The sequence below is a fragment of the Curtobacterium sp. ODYSSEY 48 V2 genome, assembly GCF_023712625.1.
Classification (GTDB): Bacteria; Actinomycetota; Actinomycetes; order Actinomycetales; family Microbacteriaceae; genus Curtobacterium.
This window is the reverse complement of record NZ_JAMAXX010000006.1, coordinates 206,463-223,212: the sequence shown is the minus strand read 5'-3', so window position 1 is coordinate 223,212 and position 16,750 is coordinate 206,463. Positions and strand designations below refer to the sequence as shown.

Sequence of the window (16,750 nt, the reverse complement as noted above, 5' to 3'; positions counted from 1 at the left end):
GGGGCGGACCGAGGGGACGGCGGTCACCGCTGCCACCGCGCAGCGCGACGCTGGAGCAGCGAGTAGGCGCCCATCACGACCGCCATGACCACGACCATGCCGAGGGCGAGCACACCCGCGACGTTCTGCAGACCGATGATCGTCTCGCTGGTGAGCTGCGCGCGGATCGTCAGCGGCACGATGCCGCCCTGCGAGATGAGTGCCGCCGCGGTGGCGAACGACGAGAACGCGTTCGCGAAGAGCAGGAGCAGCGACCCCCAGAACGCCGGCGCGAGCACGGGCAGGGCGATGCGCCGCCATGAGGTCGCGCGCGAGGCGCCGAGGGTGGCGGCGGCCTCGCCCCACTGGGGCTTGACGCCCTCGAGGGCGGGCATGAACGTGAGGACCATGAGCGGCACCTGGAAGTAGACGTACGGGATCACGAGACCGGGGACGTTGTACAGGAGGGTCCCGTTCGCGTTGAGGTCGAGACCGAAGGCCGACACCAGCCAGGTGGTGACCAGTCCCTGCGCGCCGATCGTGGCGATGAACGCGAACGCGAGCATCACGCCGCCGAACTGTGCGAGGACGCTGGCGGCGGAGTCGATCATCGAGCGGACGAGCCCGTCGGGCCGGAGCGCGGCGAGCGCCCAGCAGACCAGGGCACCGACGACGGCGCCGATCACGGCCGAGACCGCGGACAGGCCGAACGAACCGGCGAACGCGCGGAGGACGGACGGGTCACGGAGCGCTGCGAGGTTCGCGAGCGTGAACCGCCCGTCGCCGGTGGAGAACCCGCTGCCGACCGCGATCACGGCCGGGACGGCCAGGAAGAGCAGGACGTACGCGGCGAACGGGGTGAGGCCGAGCCAGGCGAGGCCGGGGCGGCGGCGGGCCCGGGTCCCGGTGCGACGGGCGGCGGTGGCCGCATCGGCGCCGGACGACGCGACGGGGGCCGCTGCCGCGCTGGTGGCGGCGGGGACCGGGACTGCCGTGCCCGCGCCCGTGCTCGCGCCCTTGCTCGCGCCCGGGGCGAACGCGCTGCCGCCCGGCGCCGATGCGGTCGTCATGCTGCTCAGGACCCCATCGTGGCGGACCACTTCGCGGCGAGGACCTTCGCTGCATCCGTGACCTGCGCGTCGGTCAGCTCGACGTAGTCCTTCGGCATCCCGCCTGCGGCCCGCAGGGCGTCCTCGTCGACCTTGCCCGACTGCTCCATCGCCGCGAGGGTCGACGGGAAGGCGCCGGCCTGGAGGTACAGGTTCTGGGCGTCGGGGCTCGCGATGTACTCCTGCCACAGGCGTGCCGCCGCGGGGTGCGGCGCGTCCTTGTTGATGGCCTGCGAGTAGTACGAGCCGAGCGCCTGCCCCTCGGGGACGACCGTCTTCCAGTCCTGGTTGCCGCTCGACCCGGCCGCCGGGCCCCAGGCGAGGTTGTTGTACGACCACTGGATCACGACGGGCGTCTCCCCCGAGGCGACCGTCGCCTGCGTGGGCAGCACGTTCTGGAAGTTGCCGGCCTGCTGCAGCTTGCCGAAGTAGTCGACGCCCTTCGTGATGTCGTCCGCCGACCCGCCGTTCTCGAGCGCGGCGAGGTACACCGCGGACGCCGCCTGGTTCGCCTGCGTCGGGTCGCCCGCGATCGAGACCTTGCCCTTGTACTCGCTGCCGAGCAGGTCGTCCAGGTCCTTCGGGGCGTCCGTGATCTTCGACGAGTCGTACCCGATCGACATGAGGCCCGTGTAGTCGCGGGTCCACTTGCCGTCCGCGTCCTTGAGCGTGTCCGGGATGTCCGACCAGTTCGCCACCTTGTAGTCGGTGAGCAGGTCGAGGTTCTGCTGCATCACGGCGTTGCCGAGGTCGAGCACGTCGGGGGCCGTCGACTGACCCTGCTGCGACTTGACGGCGGCGACCTCGTCGGCGCTGGAGCCGTTCGGGTTGGCCGAGTTGATCTTGATGTCGTACTTCTGCTCGAAGCCGTCGATGATCTTGCCGTAGTTCGCCCAGGTCGGCGGGAGGGCGATGACGTTGAGCTGCCCCTCGGCCTTCGCGGCCTTCACGAGGGCGTCCATGCCGCCGGCCGACTCGGCGCTCGTGGCGGTCTTCCAGTCGGTGTCGCTCGACGTCGACGCGCTGCTCGTCGCCGAGCAACCGGCCAGGGTGACGACTGCTGCTGCGGCCAGGGCGATGCCGGCCAGGGTGCGGGTGTGCTGCACGGGGTGTGCCTTCCGGGTGCTGTGGGGATTCGGGTGTCCGGGGGTCCGGCTTCGGCACGATCGTGGACGCGCCCGGTTTCGGGGTCGTGCTGCGGCGGTGAACGGTGGCGGAACAGCGGGTACGGCTGTACGGTTTCGCTGCCGGGGACGGTCCCCGGCGAGGGTCGGTCGCGGCGGGCTCGACGTCCGGTCGCGTCGTGCGCTCGACCGGTACGGGGCACGGCCGCGTCGGCCGTGCGGGTGCGGTCACGACCGCGGACAGCCGGGAGGCACGGGTGCAGTTCACGACGACGGTCCTGCAGGCGAGGAAGACGGCCACCGGCCTGCCCGTCCCCGAGGAGGCCATCGACGCCCTCGGCTCCGGGAAGCGCCCCGCCGTGGTGGTCACGATCGACGGCGGCTACACCTACCGGTCCACGGTCGGGGTGATGGGCGGGCAGTTCCTCGTGCCGCTGTCGGAGGCGCACCGCACCGCAGCGGGGATCGGCGCCGGGGACACCGTCGAGGTCACGCTCGAGCTCGACACCCTGCCGCGCACCGTCGAGTTGCCCTCCGACCTGGCGGCGGCGTTCGACGCGGCCGGGGTCCGTGCGGCGTACGACACCCTGTCGGCGTCACGGCAGCGGGCACTCGTGGACCCGGTGCTCGCGGCGAAGGCCCCGGAGACGCGGCAGCGCCGGGTCGACAAGGCCGTGGAGGCGTTGCGCGGATAGGCGGGTGAGCGCGGTCGGCCTGGCCCTGGCCGTGGCGCTAGGTCTGGCCCTGGCCGTGGCTGTGGCCGTGGCTGTGGCCGTGGCTTCGCCGGGCGCGATCGGGCGTACCTGGTAGAACCGGGCGTACCTGGTCGTTCGGTTCCACCAGGGACACCCGTTCTGACCAGGTATCGCAGTCGTTCTGGGAAGGAACGAGCGCCGTCGTCAGCCGCCGAGCTCGACCAGGACCCGCGGGATCTCGGTCAACAGTTCGCTGGCGAGGTAGCCCAGTGGCCCGACCTGCACGGCGAGGCGGTCACCCGCGGCGGCGTGCACGTACGACGCCCAGGCGACGGCCTGTGCCGGCTCGGCACCGCGGGCGAGCAATCCGACCACCACACCCGACAACACGTCGCCGCTGCCGCTCGTCCCGAGCCCTCCCGAGCCGGTGCCCTTCACCCAGGCACGGCCGTCCGGCGCCGCGATGACGTCGGACAGCGCGACCACGGCGCCGTACCGCTCGGCGATCTCCCGGGCGTCGGCGACGTCGTCGTCCCCGCAGTCCCGACCCAGCAGCCGCTCGGCCTCACCGCTGTTCGGCGTGAGGACGAGACGACCGCGCAACGGCCTGAGCCGGTCCTCGACGTCCGCCGCGACGCCGAGCGCGAAGGCGTCCAGCACGACGAAGGTGTCCGGACCGACCACGTCCGCGATGCCCGCGACGAGGTCCCGAGCACCGTCCGGCTCGTCCAGCCCGGGACCGACCAGCACCGCGTCGGCAGCACCGGCCGCGTCGAGCACGGCGTCGATCGCGCCGACGGCGACGTGTCCGCCGTCGTCCTCGGCGAGCGGGACCACGCCCGACTCGGGCACGGCGACCGCGACCTGGTTCGCCACGCTCGACCCGACCGCCAGGGACAGTCGGCCTGCTCCGACCCGCAGTGCGGCGAGCGCCGACAGCATGGCGGCACCCGGGGTGTGGGCGGCGCCGCCGACGACGAGGACCTGTCCCCGGCCGTACTTGCCGGCGCCGGGGTCGGGCAGCGCCCACTCGCGGAGGACGTTCGGTGTGATGTGCTGCGGTGCTGCAGGCTCCTGGTCAGTCGACACGGGCGTCGTCCTTCCGGCCGCTGTGCTCGGTGACCTCGTCGTCGTCGAGGTGCCCGACGGCGGAGAACTCCTCGAGCGTCCAGGGGGCACCGGGCCCGTCGCGGTGCAGTCGTGTCAGGGAGGCGTTCGCGACCGTGTGGTCCTCGGCGAACGCCATGAGGGCGTGTTCGTCGAGGTCGAGGCAGACGGCGACCGCGAGCATCACCACGGCGTCGTGCGCGGCGACGAGCAGTCGTTCGGTGCCCTCGAGCCGGTCGACGTCCGTCAGCACGGTGCGGAGGCGGAGCATCACGTCCGCCCAGGACTCCCCGCCGGCGGGACGGTGGTAGTACTTGCCGAGCCATTGTCGTCGGCGTTCCTCGTCCGGGTACCGGTTCCGCACGCCGTCACGGGTGAGCAGGTCGAGGACGCCGAGCTCCCGGTCGCGGAGCCGCTCGTCGACGCGCTTCGGCGGCTCGGTCAGCCCGCCGGCCTCGAGCGCGATGCTGATCGTCTGCTGCGCCCGGCGGTACGGCGAGACCCAGAGGGCGACCGGGACGTCGTCGACGCCGCGGTCGGCGAGCTCCTGCCCGAGCGCTCGGGACTGTTCCTCCCCCAACGGACTGAGCGGGACGTCGGCGTCGCGGTGGTCGACCTCGATGACGTCCGCGCCCTCGGCTTCGGCTCTGGCGGCGGCGACGTTCGCGGTCGACTCCCCGTGCCGGACGAGCCAGATCTCGGTGACAGCCATGGGCGCGACGCTAACCGCGGGCCCCTGGGTCGGCTCCCGGCCACGTCGTCGTCGGGCTGCGGCGCGCTCGGGCCGCTGCGCGCGTGCCTGCAGATCAAGCCGCTCCGGGCCGTGCGCTCCTCGATGCGCGTGCCTGCCGGGTCAGGCCGCCCCGGGCCGTGCGCTCCTCGACGGTCGGACCGGGCACGGCAGTCCCGCGGCTCGGCAGCGTCGGACCAGCCCGTCGGGGTCGAACAGGTCGCGCCACTCGAGCCGGACGATCGTCCGCACGCCGGGCACGGTCAGCAACTGCTCGTGCCGCCGCTTCTCGTCGAGGAACACCTCGGTGGGGCTCCGACCCGCAAGGTACCGCTCCTGCGTGTACTTCGCTCGACCGTCGATCTCGACGACCACACCCTGGTCCGGGAACCAGAAGTCCACCGTGAACCGTCTCCCGCCGACCACGAACTCGTGCTGCAGGACCGGCCCTGGCAGCCCGAGCTCGAGGAACACCACCCGCGCGAAGGACTCGGCGACCGATCCGGCGCGCCCGTCTGCGAGGCCGAGCACGTGCTCCGCTCGACGGTGCCCGCGTGCTCGGGGGTCGACCGCCGCCAGGAGCTCCGCCGCTCCGGTCCCGGCACGCACCGCAGCGTCCGCCACGACCACCGCGGTGCGCAGGTCGTCCTGCATCGCGATGTCGACGACGGTGCGGGGCACGGTCGTCACCCGGATCCCGTCGGCCGCCAGTAGCTCGTCGCCACGAACGGGACGCGTGTGCAGGACGAGGTCCCGCGTCCGCCCGCGGTACATCGTCTCGGGCACGGTCGCGTGCACGGGGACCTGCCAGCCGCCCAGGGCCGGGAGCCCGAGGACCGCAGCCGCCGACACGTGCGAGGCGACCGCCGCGGTACCGATCCGCCCGAGCCGTGCATGGACACGGGTCACGTAGCGCTGCCGAGGCCCCGCGGCGTCCCAGCGGGCGCCCTCGACGAAGGCGTTCGGGCCGACGCGGATCAACCGGTCAGCGCCGCTCGATCGTGCGCGGCGGCGCAGGGTCGTCGGGTCACACGCGATCTCGCGTGCCGGTCCCGCACGGAGGATGGGGAGTGGACGTTCCATGCCGCGATCGTGCCCGGTCTCCACGCGCCGACGGGTGCCGATCGTGGCAACTGTGGACGAGCCTCCAGTCCGGTCGCCCTGTGCAGGACGCTCGTTCCTTCCCAGAACAGGTGCGGTACCAAGCGTTTCCGGGCGTACCTGGTCGGAACGGAAGACCAGGTACGCCCGGATCGACCAGGTATGCCCGATTCCGCGGGGCGGGGGCGGGGCGAGGGCGGAGCGGGGGCGGAGCGGGGGCGGAGCGGGGGCGGAGCGGGGCGTGGCGCCCCGGGCCAGCGCGGCACAGCACAGCCCGGCGCGCGCGACGCGGCGCCGGGGGAACGCACCCGTGCTCCCCCGGCGCCGCAGCCCCTCCGGGCCGGCGGTGCCGGACCCGCTGCCACGGGCCCGGCGCCGCCGCCTCAGGCCCGCCGCACCCGCAGCGTGACGATCTCGAACGGGCGCAGGGTGAGCACGACGGGTTCCCCGGCCGCCCACGTCCCCGAGCCGAGCGGCCGCTCGAGCAGGTCCACGGCCTCCACCGAAGCGACGTCGAACCCGAACGACACCCCGACGTCCGACGCCCGACCGCCCGAGGCCTCGTAGAGCCGCACGACGACGTCGCCGGAGCGGTCCTCGGCGAGCTTCACGGCCTCGACGAGCACCTGGGGCGAGGACACGACGACCAGCGGCGACACGTCGGCCGACCCCGACCCCGGCACGGACCGCACCGGCAGGTTGAGCCGGTACCCGGAGTCCGCCGCGTCGAGCACGGACTCCCCGACGCGCAGCACCGTCCGGAAGACGTGGTGCCCCTGGTCGGCGTGCGGGTCCGGGAACGTCGGCGCGCGCAGCAGGGACTCCCGCACCAGCGTCGTCGTCCCGCCGTCGGCCCGGGTCGAGCGGGTGATGTCGTGCCCGTACGTGGAGTCGTTCGCCACCGCGACCCCGAAGCCGGGCTCGGCGACGTGCACCCACCGGTGCGCGGCGGTCTCGAAGCGCGCCATGTCCCACGAGGTGTTCTGGTGCGTCGGCCGGTCGATGTGCCCGAACTGGATCTCGCTCGACGCGACGGACGCCCGGACGTCGAGCGGGAACGCGAGCTTGAGGAGCTTCTGCTGCTCGTGCCACTCGACCTCGGTCTCGACGTGCAGCTCCGGCTGCCCGGCGACGGCCGAGTACCGGGTGGTCACCGACGACGAGCCGAAGGGACGCGTCACGACGAGCGCATCGCCGACCACCTCGACGGAGGCCGCCGCCAGCACGGTCCCGCTGCGCTGGTAGGCGCGGTCGATGTCCCACGCCTCCCACTGGTTCGGGGTGTCTCGGAACACCGTGTACTGCGCGGCGGCAGCGCCGGGCGCGATCGCGTCGCGTCCGGTCGCGTGGTCGACGAACGACACGACGTGGCCCTCCGCGTCGACGGTCGCGGTGACGACACCGGTGTCGAGGACGAAGCGGTCACCGCTCCGGACGGGAGGCACGGCCTCCGTCGCCGACACGGCGGAACCCCCCAGGGCGGTCACCCCGCCCGCTGCGACCGGCGAGGCGTTGAAGCGCACGACCGTCCCGTCCTCGGCGCTGCCCCCGGTCCCGGCGGCACCCGGACCACGCGGAGCGTCGAGCGGCGCCCCACCGTCCCCGGCGAAGGCGGTCGCCGACGCCCCGACCCCGGCGAGCGCCGGCGCACCACCGCTCGCGAGCGCGGCCGTCGAGGCACCGATGAGGTCCTCGAGCACCTCCGCCACCCGGGCGTACTCGGCCTCGGCGTTCTCGTACACCCAGGCGATCGACGACCCCGGCAGGATGTCGTGGAACTGCTGCAGGAGCACGGTGTGCCAGACGGACTCGAGCTCGTCGTACGGGTACTCCGCACCGAGTCGCACGGCCGCGGTGGCCGCCCAGAGCTCGGCCTCGCGGAGCAGGTGCTCGGAGCGCCGGTTGCCCTGCTTCGTGCGGATCTGCGACGTGTAGGTGCCGCGGTGGAACTCGAGGTACATCTCCCCCGACCACACGGCGGGCTCCGGCAGGACGCGCTCGAGCTCCTCGAAGACCTGGGCGGGGGTGCCGAGGTCGACCCGCGGCGAGCCGTCGAGGTCGTGCTGGCGCCGTGCTGCCGCGACCATCTCGCGGGTGGGTCCGCCGCCGCCGTCGCCGAACCCGTAGAGCAGCATCGACGTGTTCGCGACGCCGCGCTCCTTGTTCCCGCGCTCGCCGCGGTGCAGGTCGGCCGCCGAGACGTCCGAGTTGTAGGTGTCCGCCGGGGGCAGGTGCGTCAGGACGCGCGAGCCGTCGATGCCCTCCCAGTGGAAGGACGTGTGCGGGATGACGTTCGTCTCGTTCCACGAGGGCTTCTGCGTGACGAACCACTTCGACCCGGCGGCGCGGACGATCTGCGGCAGGGCTCCGGTGTAGCCGAACGAGTCGGGCAGCCAGGCCTCGGGGGTGTCGATGTCGAACTCCTCGAGGAAGAGCCGCTTGCCCGCGACGAACTGGCGGGCCAGGGCCTCACCGCCGGGCAGGTTCGTGTCCGACTCGACCCACATGCCCCCGACCGGGATCCACCGCCCCTCGGCGACGCGCTGCTTGATGCGCGCCCAGATCGACGGGTAGCCGTCACGGATCCAGGCGTACTGCTGCGCCGACGAGCAGGCGAAGGTGAAGTCGGGGTCCTGGTCCATCAGGTCGAGCACGTTCGAGAACGTGCGCGCGCACTTGCGGATCGTCTCGCGGACGGGCCAGAGCCAGGCGGAGTCGATGTGGGCGTGCCCGACGGCGACGGCGCGCCCGGCGGACCCGGCCGCCCCCACGGCGAGCAGCGGCGCGAGCACCTCGCGGGTCGCGGCAGCGCTGCCGGCGACGTCGTCGGGGTCGAGGGCGTCCGCCGCACGTTCGAGCCCGCGCAGGATGTCCGCGCCCCGGGTGCCGTCGGTCGGCAGCTCGGCCATGAGTCCGCGGAGCACCCAGACGTCCTGCTGCAGCTCCCACACGGTGTCGTCGCGCTCGACGAGCTCCAGCGCGCGCAGGCGGTAGATCGGCTCGGTGCCGGCGGTGGTCTTCGAGCCGAGCGGGGTCGCCCCCTGGAAGTCGTCGCCGCCGATGTCCGGGTTCGCGGCGGCCTCGACGTAGACCTCGAACGTGCCGCCGGGGCCGACCTCGACGGGCACGGTGTCGTTCCGCGGTTCGATGCCCTTGATCGTGGAGCCGTCGGTGCGCCAGGCGAGCCCCTCGGCCTGGAACCCGGGCTGCCGCTTCGAGAAGCCGAGGTCCACCCGGAGCTCGACGGTGGTGCCGGGGTCGACGCCGAAGTCCTCCGGCACGGTGCCGCGGACGCGGAACCAGGTGGTCCCCCACGGCCGCGCTCCCCAGGCGTCACCGACGCGGAACGGCGTGTACTCGGCTGCGACGGCCTCGGCGAACGGCACCGGTTCGTCCGGCACCTGCCAGGCGTCGACGGTGACCGGCGCCGAGCGACGGTGCACGGCGGGGTCGATGCGGTCCCGGACGAGACGGGCGATCCGAGCTTCGACGAGGGGTTCGTCGTGGTGCATGGAGGTGGTTCCTTTCCAGCAGGGACGGTCGGGCGTGGTGCCCGGCGAGCGTGGGGCGCGGTCAGCCCTTGATGCCGCCGGCGAGGGCGTTGCCCCCACCGAGGCCGCGGGACACGAGCACGTAGAGGGCGATGACCGGCACGGAGTACACGATCGAGAACGCGGCGAGCTGCCCGTAGGCGACGGCCCCGTTCTGCCCGAAGAAGTTGAAGATGCTCACCGCGGCGGGCACCTTGTCGGGCGAGAGCAGCAGGACGAAGGGGACGAAGAAGTTCCCCCACGCCTGGATGAACACGAAGATGAACACGACGGCGATCCCCGGACGCATGAGCGGCACGACGATGCGCGTCAGCGTGGTGAACATCGAGGCGCCGTCCGTCCACGCCGCTTCCTCCAGCGAGATCGGCACCGAGTCCATGAAGTTCTTCGCCATCCAGATCGCCATCGGCAGGCTCGTGGCGGCGAGGAAGAAGATGCAGCCGTAGATGTTGTCGATGAGGTTGAGCGACACGAACAGCGCGTAGACGGGCACCATCATCGCGGTGATGGGCAGGCCGGTGCCGAACAGGATGCTGTACAGGAACGGCTTGTTGACCCGCATCTTGTACCGGGACAGCGGGTACGCGGCGAGGAGCGCCGCGACGACCGTCACCACCGCGGTGCCGCCGGAGAGCAGCAGGCTGTTCGCGAGCGGGATGAACGACAGCTCCGGGGTGAGCACCTGGGTGAAGTTGTCGAGCGTGAACTGCGACGGGATCTTCACGGACAGCGAGGCCTGGGCGTCGACGGAGGCGAGCACGAGCCAGAGCAGCGGCACCGCGAAGCACACGGCGATGACGAGCAGGACGATGTTCGACACCCAGCGGAGGGTGCGCCCCCGCGGAGAGGTCATGTGCAGGGTGCCCGGCGCGGTGACGGACCGGGTGGTGTCGGACACGGGACGGTCAGCGGTGAGGGCCATGGTCAGTCCACCTCCGGCTTCAGTGCCTTGATGTAGATGATCGAGAAGACCGCCCCCACCACGAGCAGGATGGTCGCGATCGCGGTCCCGAAGCCGAGCTGCGAGAACTGGAACGCCTCCTGGTACGCCAGGATCGGCAGGGTCGACGAGTTGGTGCCGGGCCCGCCGCCCGTCATCACGAAGATGAGGGTGAAGACCGACAGCGTCTGCAGTGTCGTGAGCATGAGGTTCGTCGAGATGGACCGACGGATCACCGGCAGCGTGATGTAGACGAGGCGCTGCCAGCCGGTGGCGCCGTCGACCTCGGCGGACTCGGTGATCTCCTCGGGGACCTCCTGCACGGCCGCCGAGTAGACGAGCATCGAGAACGCGGTACCGCGCCAGACGTTCGCCAGGATGACCGCGATCATCGGGTACGTGTAGAGCCAGTTCGGCCCGCTGATCCCGATGGAGGCGAGGAACGAGTTGAGCGTGCCCTCGTCGTGGAAGAAGGCGTACGCGGCGAACGAGGCGACGATCTCCGGCAGGACCCATGCCGCGACGACGAACGTGCCGACGACCGCGCGGACGAGCTTGTTCGCGCTGCGCATGAGGAGCGCGAGACCGAGACCGAGCACGTTCTGCCCGACGACGGCGGACGCGAGCAGGAACACGATCGTCAGGACGACGGACTTCGGGAAGTCCGGGTCCTGGAACAGCTCGACGTAGTTCTGGAACCCGACGAACTGCTGGTTCGCGGCGTCGACGCCGGTCAGGGCCGCGTTGGTGAACGACCCGTAGAACGACGAGATGACCGGCCCGAGCAGGAAGATGACGAGGAGGACCACGGCGGGCAGGAGCGGGACGACCCGCGTCGCGTTCCGGAGGGGCCGCCGCTTGCGCGGCACGGGTGGTTCGGTGCGCTTCGGCGCGCCGGGCGCCGACAGCGTCGGCGCGAGAGGGGTGCTGGACACGTGGATGCCTTCCGGGTGCGGAGGGGTTCCGAAGGTGGGGTGGGTCGGACGGGAGGCGCGGTGCACGGGGTGATCCGCGCCTCCCGTCCGTCAGACGGTCACGTCACTGACCGGCAGCGACGGTGCCGTCCTTGCCGACGACGCCCTCGACGGCCTTGTCGTAGACGGCTGCGGCCTCGGACGGCGACTGCTGGCCGGTCATGACGGACTCCATCGCGACCTGGATGGCGTTCGACACCTGCGCGTACTCGCTCGTCGCCGGGCGGAAGTTGGTGTGCTCCACCAAGCCGGAGAAGAACTCGAACGTGGGGTTGGCGCCGGTGTACTCGGGGTCCTCGGCGACGTCCTTGCGGACGGCGATCTGGCTGTTCTCGGCGTCGTACTTGATGGAGCCGTCCTTGTCGAGGAACATCGTGATGAAGTCGAACGCGGCCTGCGGGTCCTTCGACTTCGCGCCGACCGAGAGCGTCCACCCGCCGGACATCGAGTTGTACCCGGGCTCCTGGCCGTTCTGGGTCGGGAAGGGCGCCTGCCCCATCACGTCGTTCCACTCCTTCCACGGAGCGGTGCCCGTCTCGAGCCACGTGCCCGACTGCCACGAGCCGTCGAGGTCGATGGCGAGCTTGCCCTCGGGCAGCCACGTCTGCGTGATCGTGGTGCCGATGTTCGTGTCGAGCGCCTGCTGCGGGGTGGGGCCGAGGTCACCCTGGTAGACGTCCTCGATGAACTGCAGCGAGTCCTCGAACTGCTTCGACCCGACGACCCACTTGCCGTCCTGGTAGAGCGTGTTGCCGTCACCGTCCGCGCCGTAGAGCAGCATCTCGAAGCCCTGCATGGTCGAGGCTTCGCCCTGTGCCTTGCCGGAGTAGATGTTGAACGGGATGACGTCCGGGTCCTGCTCCTTGATGGTCTTCGCCGCTGCGAGCACGTCGTCCCAGGTCTTCGGCTCCCACGGGACCGGCAGGCCGACCTTCTCGAAGATGTCCTTGTTGTACCAGAGCGCGCGGGTGTCGGTGCCCATCGGGACGCCGTAGATCTTGCCGTCCTCGCCCTCGCCGGCCTGCTTGGCGTTGTCGTAGAACTGGTCCCACTCGTCCCACTTCTCCGTGTACTGGTCGATCGGCAGCAGGTACCCGGCGTCGGCGTCCGCCTTGATGCGGAAGGTGTCCTCGTAGATGACGTCGGGGGCGGTCGCGGGGGCGCGGTTCATGAGGGCGAGCTTCGTGGCGTAGTCGTCCTCCTGCGCCTGGATCGGGACGAGCTCGACCTTCTTGCCGGGGTTGGCCTTCTCGTACTCCTGCTTGACGACCTTCATCTGGGCGTCGAGCTGCTGGAAGGCACCGAACTTCTGGTAGGCGATCTTGATCGTGTCGCTCGAGGCAGAGCCCGAGCTGGAACAACCCGCCAGCCCGACCGCGGCGGCTGCCACGGCTGCGAGTCCGGCGATGATTCGGGTGCGGCGTTTCATCGGTGCTCCTTTGCACGGGATGTCCGCGGGCTCCGTCACCCGCGCGCAGGATTAGTACAACGGATGGACTTATTCGTGTCAAGCACTTTCCGTCACGGGTCGGCAACGGCCCCGCGGGCGCGGGGTGGTCCCGTGCGCGCCGGGCCCCGCGGCGTCCGCGCGGGCTCGAAGCTGTCGCGCGTGCCCGGTCGGAACGGGCGTACCTGGTCGGAACGGGCGTACCTGGTTTTCCGGAACGACCAGGTACGCCCGGAAGCGCCAGGCATCGCGGGCGTCAGGGGAAGGAACGGGCGCCCGAGCATCGCGGGCGTCAGGGGGAGGAACGGGCGCCCGGCGTCGCGCGCAGGCGGTGCCGCCGGGTCAGGCGATGGGGGTGGCGCCCCCGGTCACCGTGATGCCGCCGGACTCGGGCACGTCGACGAGCAGCACGCTCGGACGCCCGACGTGTCGACCCTGCCGGATCACCACGCGTGCCCCGGGCGACACCGCGCCGACCGCGCGCAGGTACGCACCGGTCGAGGCCGCCGCCGAGCCCGTCGCCGGGTCCTCGGTGATCCGGCCGGCGGGGAAGAGGTTGCGCGCCTCGAACTCGAGCGGACCCGTCCGGTGCAGGACGGTGACGGTGCCCTCCCACCCGTACTCCCGCTTGAGTGCGGCGAGCGCGGCGGGGTCGAAGCGGAACTGGTGGAAGAGCTCCACGTCGGCGAGCACGACCACGGGGTGCCGGTTGCCGGCGGAGGACTCGAGCACGGGGAACCCCTCGGCGACGTCACCGTCGACGAGCCCGAGCACGGCGGCGAGCCGCTCCCACCGGACGGGATCGATCGGACGGGTCGACGGCTCGACGCTCGTCATCGCGACCTGGACACTGCCGTCGGGTGCGGTCGTGGCGTCGACCGCGATGTCCCCCGCGGCCGTCGAGAACACCCGGGCCCCGGTCCCCTCGCGCTCGGCGAGCACGACGGCGGTGGCGACGGTGGCGTGTCCGCAGAAGGGGACCTCGGCGGCCGGCGAGAAGTAGCGCACCCGGGCGCCGTCCGGCGTCCGCGCGACCACGAAGGCGGTCTCCGGGTACGCCACCTCCTGCGCGACCGCGAGCATCTCGTCGTCGGTCATCCCCTCGGCGTCGAGCACGATCCCCGCGGGGTTGCCGCCCCCGGGCTCGGCGGCGAAGGCGGTGTAGCGGAGGACCTCGGAGCGCATCCCCCGACGCTACCGCGGAGCCACCGACGCCATCGCGGTGCTGGGACGCCATCGCGGAGGCACCGACGCCCCCGCGCGGGACACCGACGCCCCCGCTGTCCGGTGGGACGACGGGAGCGTCGGTCGGGTCGTGCAGCGTCAGGCCGGCGAGCCGACCGTCCGACGACGGCGTGCCACGAGGACACCCGCACCGGCTGCCAGGAGCAGGAGCGCCGCGGCGATCCCACCGCCCAGCTCGGCACCGGTGAACGCGAGCGACCCCGTCGCGGGGTCGATCGTGATCCCGGTCCACCCGAGCACCGTGCCGTCGAACGCGGCCACCGCGATGCGGTGCTGCCCTGCCGGGACGTCGGTGGGGACGGCCACCGTCACCGTGCCGTCCGCGGCGACGACCGGCGTCCCGAGGAGTCGTGGCTCGGAGAACAGCCAGACCGCGACGCGCTCCCCGGCGTACCGCGTTCCGACGTCGATCGTCAGCGAACTGCCCGCACGGACGTTCGACGGCGCGGAGACCGAACCGCGGTTCCCGTCGACGAGCGCCGAGACGTCCGGCGCGACCGGAGCCGCGGGCGCCGCCGGACCCGGGGCCGTCGGGCCAGGAGTCGTCGGGCCGGGAGCCGTCGGGACCGGGGTCGGGCTGCTGCCACCCGTACCCGGAGCCGGGGTGCTGCCGCCGCCGTCACCCGGCGCGGGCGTCTCCCCGCCACCGGGCGCAGGTGTCTCCCCGTCACCCGGCGCAGGCGCCCCGCCGTCACCCGGCGCAGGCGCCCCGCCGTCGCCGTCGCCGTCACCCGGCTCCTCCACCGCGTCGCACGGGTACGTCCCGGTGCGCAGCGAAGCCCCGTTCGTGTCGTTGTCGTCCGCGTAGAACGTCGCCCGAGCACCGTCCACGCAGCGTCCCGAGATCGCGAAGCCCTCGTTGGCGAGCGCCCGGTCGGCGTTCGCCGGCGCCTCGTACAGCGACGCGAGCGTGAAGGCGCCGTCCTGCACGTCGAACAGCGCGGTGCGGCCGGAGCACGCCTCGTCGCACACGACCCAGAGCGCGTCGAGCGTCGGGTCGAACTGCACCTCGGCGACGAGTGAGAACGGCGTCGCGATCGTGGCCACGCGCTGGGACGAGCCGTCGTCCATCAGCGCGTAGGCGTACACGCTCGCCGTGCCCTCGACGCCGACGAGGAAGAGCCCCTCGCCGTGCCCCGGGTACGCGGCGGGCGCGTAGGTCGCACCGGTGTGCTGGTCGACGAACCCGCGGGACGTCAGCCACGCGTCGGGCACCCAGGTCACGCCCTCGAGCCCGGCGTTCGCGCCCAGGCCCGGGAAGTCCGCGGCGAGGTCCCACTCGTCCGTGGCGCGCAGGACCGACTCGGAGCCGTCCGTGGTCGCGAAGCGCAGCACGGCGGGGCGGCTCACCTTCGACACGTCGTTGTCGCGCTCGGTCGACACGTACACCGCGCCGGGGTCGTCGGCCGTGACGGTGACGCCCTCGGCGTCGGGCGTCCCGGTGCCGTCGGCGTAGCGCAGGTCGACGCCCGCGGTGTTCGTCGGGGCCCAGCCGCCCCGGCCGTCCGGGACGAGGTGGTACAGCAGCCCGTCCCCGTTCTGCACGGCCCAGAGCTGCCCGTCCTGCGAGGAGGCGGAGGACGTCCAGTCGAGGCCGCTCAGGTCACCGGTGAAGGTGTCCTCGGCGTCCAGGACGATCTCGTCCGGGCCGCCGGGCCACGCCTCGGCGGTGACGACGCCGGCGAAGCGGTTCGTCGAGCCCTTCGTCGGCTCGGCCGTCTCGGCGAACGCGCCGGTGCCGTCGGGGTTCCGGCCGTACGTGGTCGCGGCGTGCGCGGTCCACGAGTACTCGTCGACCAGGACGCCGCGGGCATCCGAGAGCCGCACACCGTCGGCCTTCCCGAGCCCGAAGCCGAACCCGGCCCCGGCCCCGGTCCCGGTCCCGGCCCCAGGAGCGGTATCGGCGTCCGCACCGGCCTGCGCCTCGTCGAGCACGGTGAACCCGCCCGGCGCGACGGTGGTGCCGGCGGGGACCGTCCAGGCGTGGTCGTCCTCGCTGTCCCGCAGCACGTACCCGCCGAGGTCGACCGTGGTCGTCCCGACGTTCGTCAGCTCCACCCAGTCACCCGGGATGCCGCCCTGCGACTCGACCTCGTTGATGCGGACGGGCGACGAGCAGTCGTTCGGTCCGCCCTTCGTCGACGCGGTCGTGTCCACGAGCGTGCCGGAGCCGTCCGGGCAGCTGCCGTACGTCACGGCGGCGTGCGTCGTCCACGCGTACCGCAGCGTCAGCGTGCCGGAGGCGTCGTACAGCCGCACCGAGTCGGCACCGCCGAGCCCGAAGTCGAAGCCCGACCGGGTGGTGGTCTCCTGGTCGACGACGAGGTACCCGCCGGCGGCGATCGTCGAGCCCTGCGGCAGCGTGTACGCCGTGTGCGACGAGTCGGAGTCGAGGAAGCGCCAGCCGCTCAGGTCGATCGCGGCGGACGAGGTGTTCACCAGCTCGACCCAGTCGGTGTCGTCGGCGTTCGACTCCACCTCGTTGATCGCGAGCCCGGTGGCGGGGCCGGTGGTGACGCGGGCGCCGACGGTCGGGTCGTCGTCACCGACCGCGGCGACGGCGGGGGTCGCGGTCAGCACGCCGGCGGCGAGGGCGATGCCCGTCGCGAGGCCGGCACCGAGCCGCAGGGCGGGGGTGTGCATGCAGGGTCCTTCTCGGGGAGGTCAGGGGGACCTGCACGACTGTTCAGCATCCCGGCGTCCGGCCGGTGGCTGCCGGGTGAACGACCGGTGCCGCGTCCTCCCAGC

12 protein-coding genes are annotated in these 16,750 nt (G+C 72.5%); 1 reads left to right on the top strand and 11 read right to left on the bottom strand.

Translation table 11 applies throughout. The features are described 5' to 3' along the window. Window positions 1-23 precede the first annotated feature (23 nt). Together M3666_RS11205 and M3666_RS11200 are read right to left on the bottom strand one after the other, a co-directional pair. Complete coding sequence (locus M3666_RS11205) at window positions 24-1,049, bottom strand: ABC transporter permease subunit (protein WP_251155234.1); 1,026 nt, start codon at window positions 1,047-1,049, stop codon at window positions 24-26. A gap of 5 nt (window positions 1,050-1,054) precedes the next feature. Further along, window positions 1,055-2,194, bottom strand: a complete 1,140-nt coding sequence (locus tag M3666_RS11200) for an extracellular solute-binding protein (protein ID WP_251155233.1) — start codon at window positions 2,192-2,194, stop codon at window positions 1,055-1,057. A 197-nt stretch (window positions 2,195-2,391) separates the two neighbouring features. Here M3666_RS11200 and M3666_RS11195 point away from each other — a divergent pair, with 197 nt between their 5' ends. Continuing rightward, the gene (locus tag M3666_RS11195; protein ID WP_308301851.1) at window positions 2,392-2,907 is read left to right on the top strand and encodes a YdeI/OmpD-associated family protein; all 516 of its coding nucleotides are present in this window, start codon (window positions 2,392-2,394) and stop codon (window positions 2,905-2,907) included. Window positions 2,908-3,111: 204 nt separating this feature from the next. Here M3666_RS11195 and M3666_RS11190 read toward each other — a convergent pair whose 3' ends face one another. From M3666_RS11190 to M3666_RS11150, 9 genes are all read right to left on the bottom strand, one after another. Next, window positions 3,112-3,996, bottom strand: coding sequence for an NAD(P)H-hydrate dehydratase (locus M3666_RS11190; RefSeq protein WP_251155232.1), 885 nt, complete (start codon window positions 3,994-3,996; stop codon window positions 3,112-3,114). After that, window positions 3,986-4,726, bottom strand: a complete 741-nt coding sequence (locus tag M3666_RS11185) for a histidine phosphatase family protein (RefSeq protein WP_251155231.1) — start codon at window positions 4,724-4,726, stop codon at window positions 3,986-3,988. Before M3666_RS11185 ends, M3666_RS11190 begins: the two co-directional genes overlap by 11 nt. A gap of 141 nt (window positions 4,727-4,867) precedes the next feature. Further along, window positions 4,868-5,827 (bottom strand): hypothetical protein, encoded by a 960-nt coding sequence (locus M3666_RS11180; protein ID WP_251155230.1) that lies wholly within the window; start codon window positions 5,825-5,827, stop codon window positions 4,868-4,870. Window positions 5,828-6,228: 401 nt separating this feature from the next. Further along, complete coding sequence (locus tag M3666_RS11175; RefSeq protein WP_251155229.1) at window positions 6,229-9,357, bottom strand: glycoside hydrolase family 38 C-terminal domain-containing protein; 3,129 nt, start codon at window positions 9,355-9,357, stop codon at window positions 6,229-6,231. 61 nt (window positions 9,358-9,418) lie between these two features. After that, window positions 9,419-10,318, bottom strand: a complete 900-nt coding sequence (locus M3666_RS11170) for a carbohydrate ABC transporter permease (RefSeq protein ID WP_374109583.1) — start codon at window positions 10,316-10,318, stop codon at window positions 9,419-9,421. A 2-nt stretch (window positions 10,319-10,320) separates the two neighbouring features. Then, window positions 10,321-11,271 carry a carbohydrate ABC transporter permease gene (locus tag M3666_RS11165; protein ID WP_374109582.1) on the bottom strand — a complete coding sequence of 317 codons (951 nt, stop codon included), beginning with the start codon at window positions 11,269-11,271 and terminating at the stop codon, window positions 10,321-10,323. A 103-nt stretch (window positions 11,272-11,374) separates the two neighbouring features. Continuing rightward, entirely contained in the window at window positions 11,375-12,739 is a 1,365-nt protein-coding gene (locus M3666_RS11160; protein ID WP_066656825.1) for an extracellular solute-binding protein, read from the bottom strand. Between the two features lie 360 nt (window positions 12,740-13,099). Next, entirely contained in the window at window positions 13,100-13,942 is an 843-nt protein-coding gene (locus M3666_RS11155; protein ID WP_066656827.1) for a PhzF family phenazine biosynthesis protein, read from the bottom strand. 138 nt (window positions 13,943-14,080) lie between these two features. After that, window positions 14,081-16,645, bottom strand: a complete 2,565-nt coding sequence (locus M3666_RS11150; protein ID WP_251155228.1) for a lamin tail domain-containing protein — start codon at window positions 16,643-16,645, stop codon at window positions 14,081-14,083. Between the last annotated feature and the right edge of the window lie 105 nt (window positions 16,646-16,750).

What these genes read in the sequence shown, in the direction of transcription:
- M3666_RS11205 (WP_251155234.1), bottom strand. Translation starts at nt 1,049, where the DNA reads ATGACGACCGCATCGGCGCCGGGCGGCAGCGCGTTCGCCCCGGGCGCG.
- M3666_RS11185 (WP_251155231.1), bottom strand. Translation starts at nt 4,726, where the DNA reads ATGGCTGTCACCGAGATCTGGCTCGTCCGGCACGGGGAGTCGACCGCG.
- M3666_RS11180 (WP_251155230.1), bottom strand. Translation starts at nt 5,827, where the DNA reads ATGGAACGTCCACTCCCCATCCTCCGTGCGGGACCGGCACGCGAGATC.
- M3666_RS11175 (WP_251155229.1), bottom strand. Translation starts at nt 9,357, where the DNA reads ATGCACCACGACGAACCCCTCGTCGAAGCTCGGATCGCCCGTCTCGTC.
- M3666_RS11170 (WP_374109583.1), bottom strand. Translation starts at nt 10,318, where the DNA reads ATGGCCCTCACCGCTGACCGTCCCGTGTCCGACACCACCCGGTCCGTC.
- M3666_RS11160 (WP_066656825.1), bottom strand. Translation starts at nt 12,739, where the DNA reads ATGAAACGCCGCACCCGAATCATCGCCGGACTCGCAGCCGTGGCAGCC.
- M3666_RS11155 (WP_066656827.1), bottom strand. Translation starts at nt 13,942, where the DNA reads ATGCGCTCCGAGGTCCTCCGCTACACCGCCTTCGCCGCCGAGCCCGGG.
- M3666_RS11150 (WP_251155228.1), bottom strand. Translation starts at nt 16,645, where the DNA reads ATGCACACCCCCGCCCTGCGGCTCGGTGCCGGCCTCGCGACGGGCATC.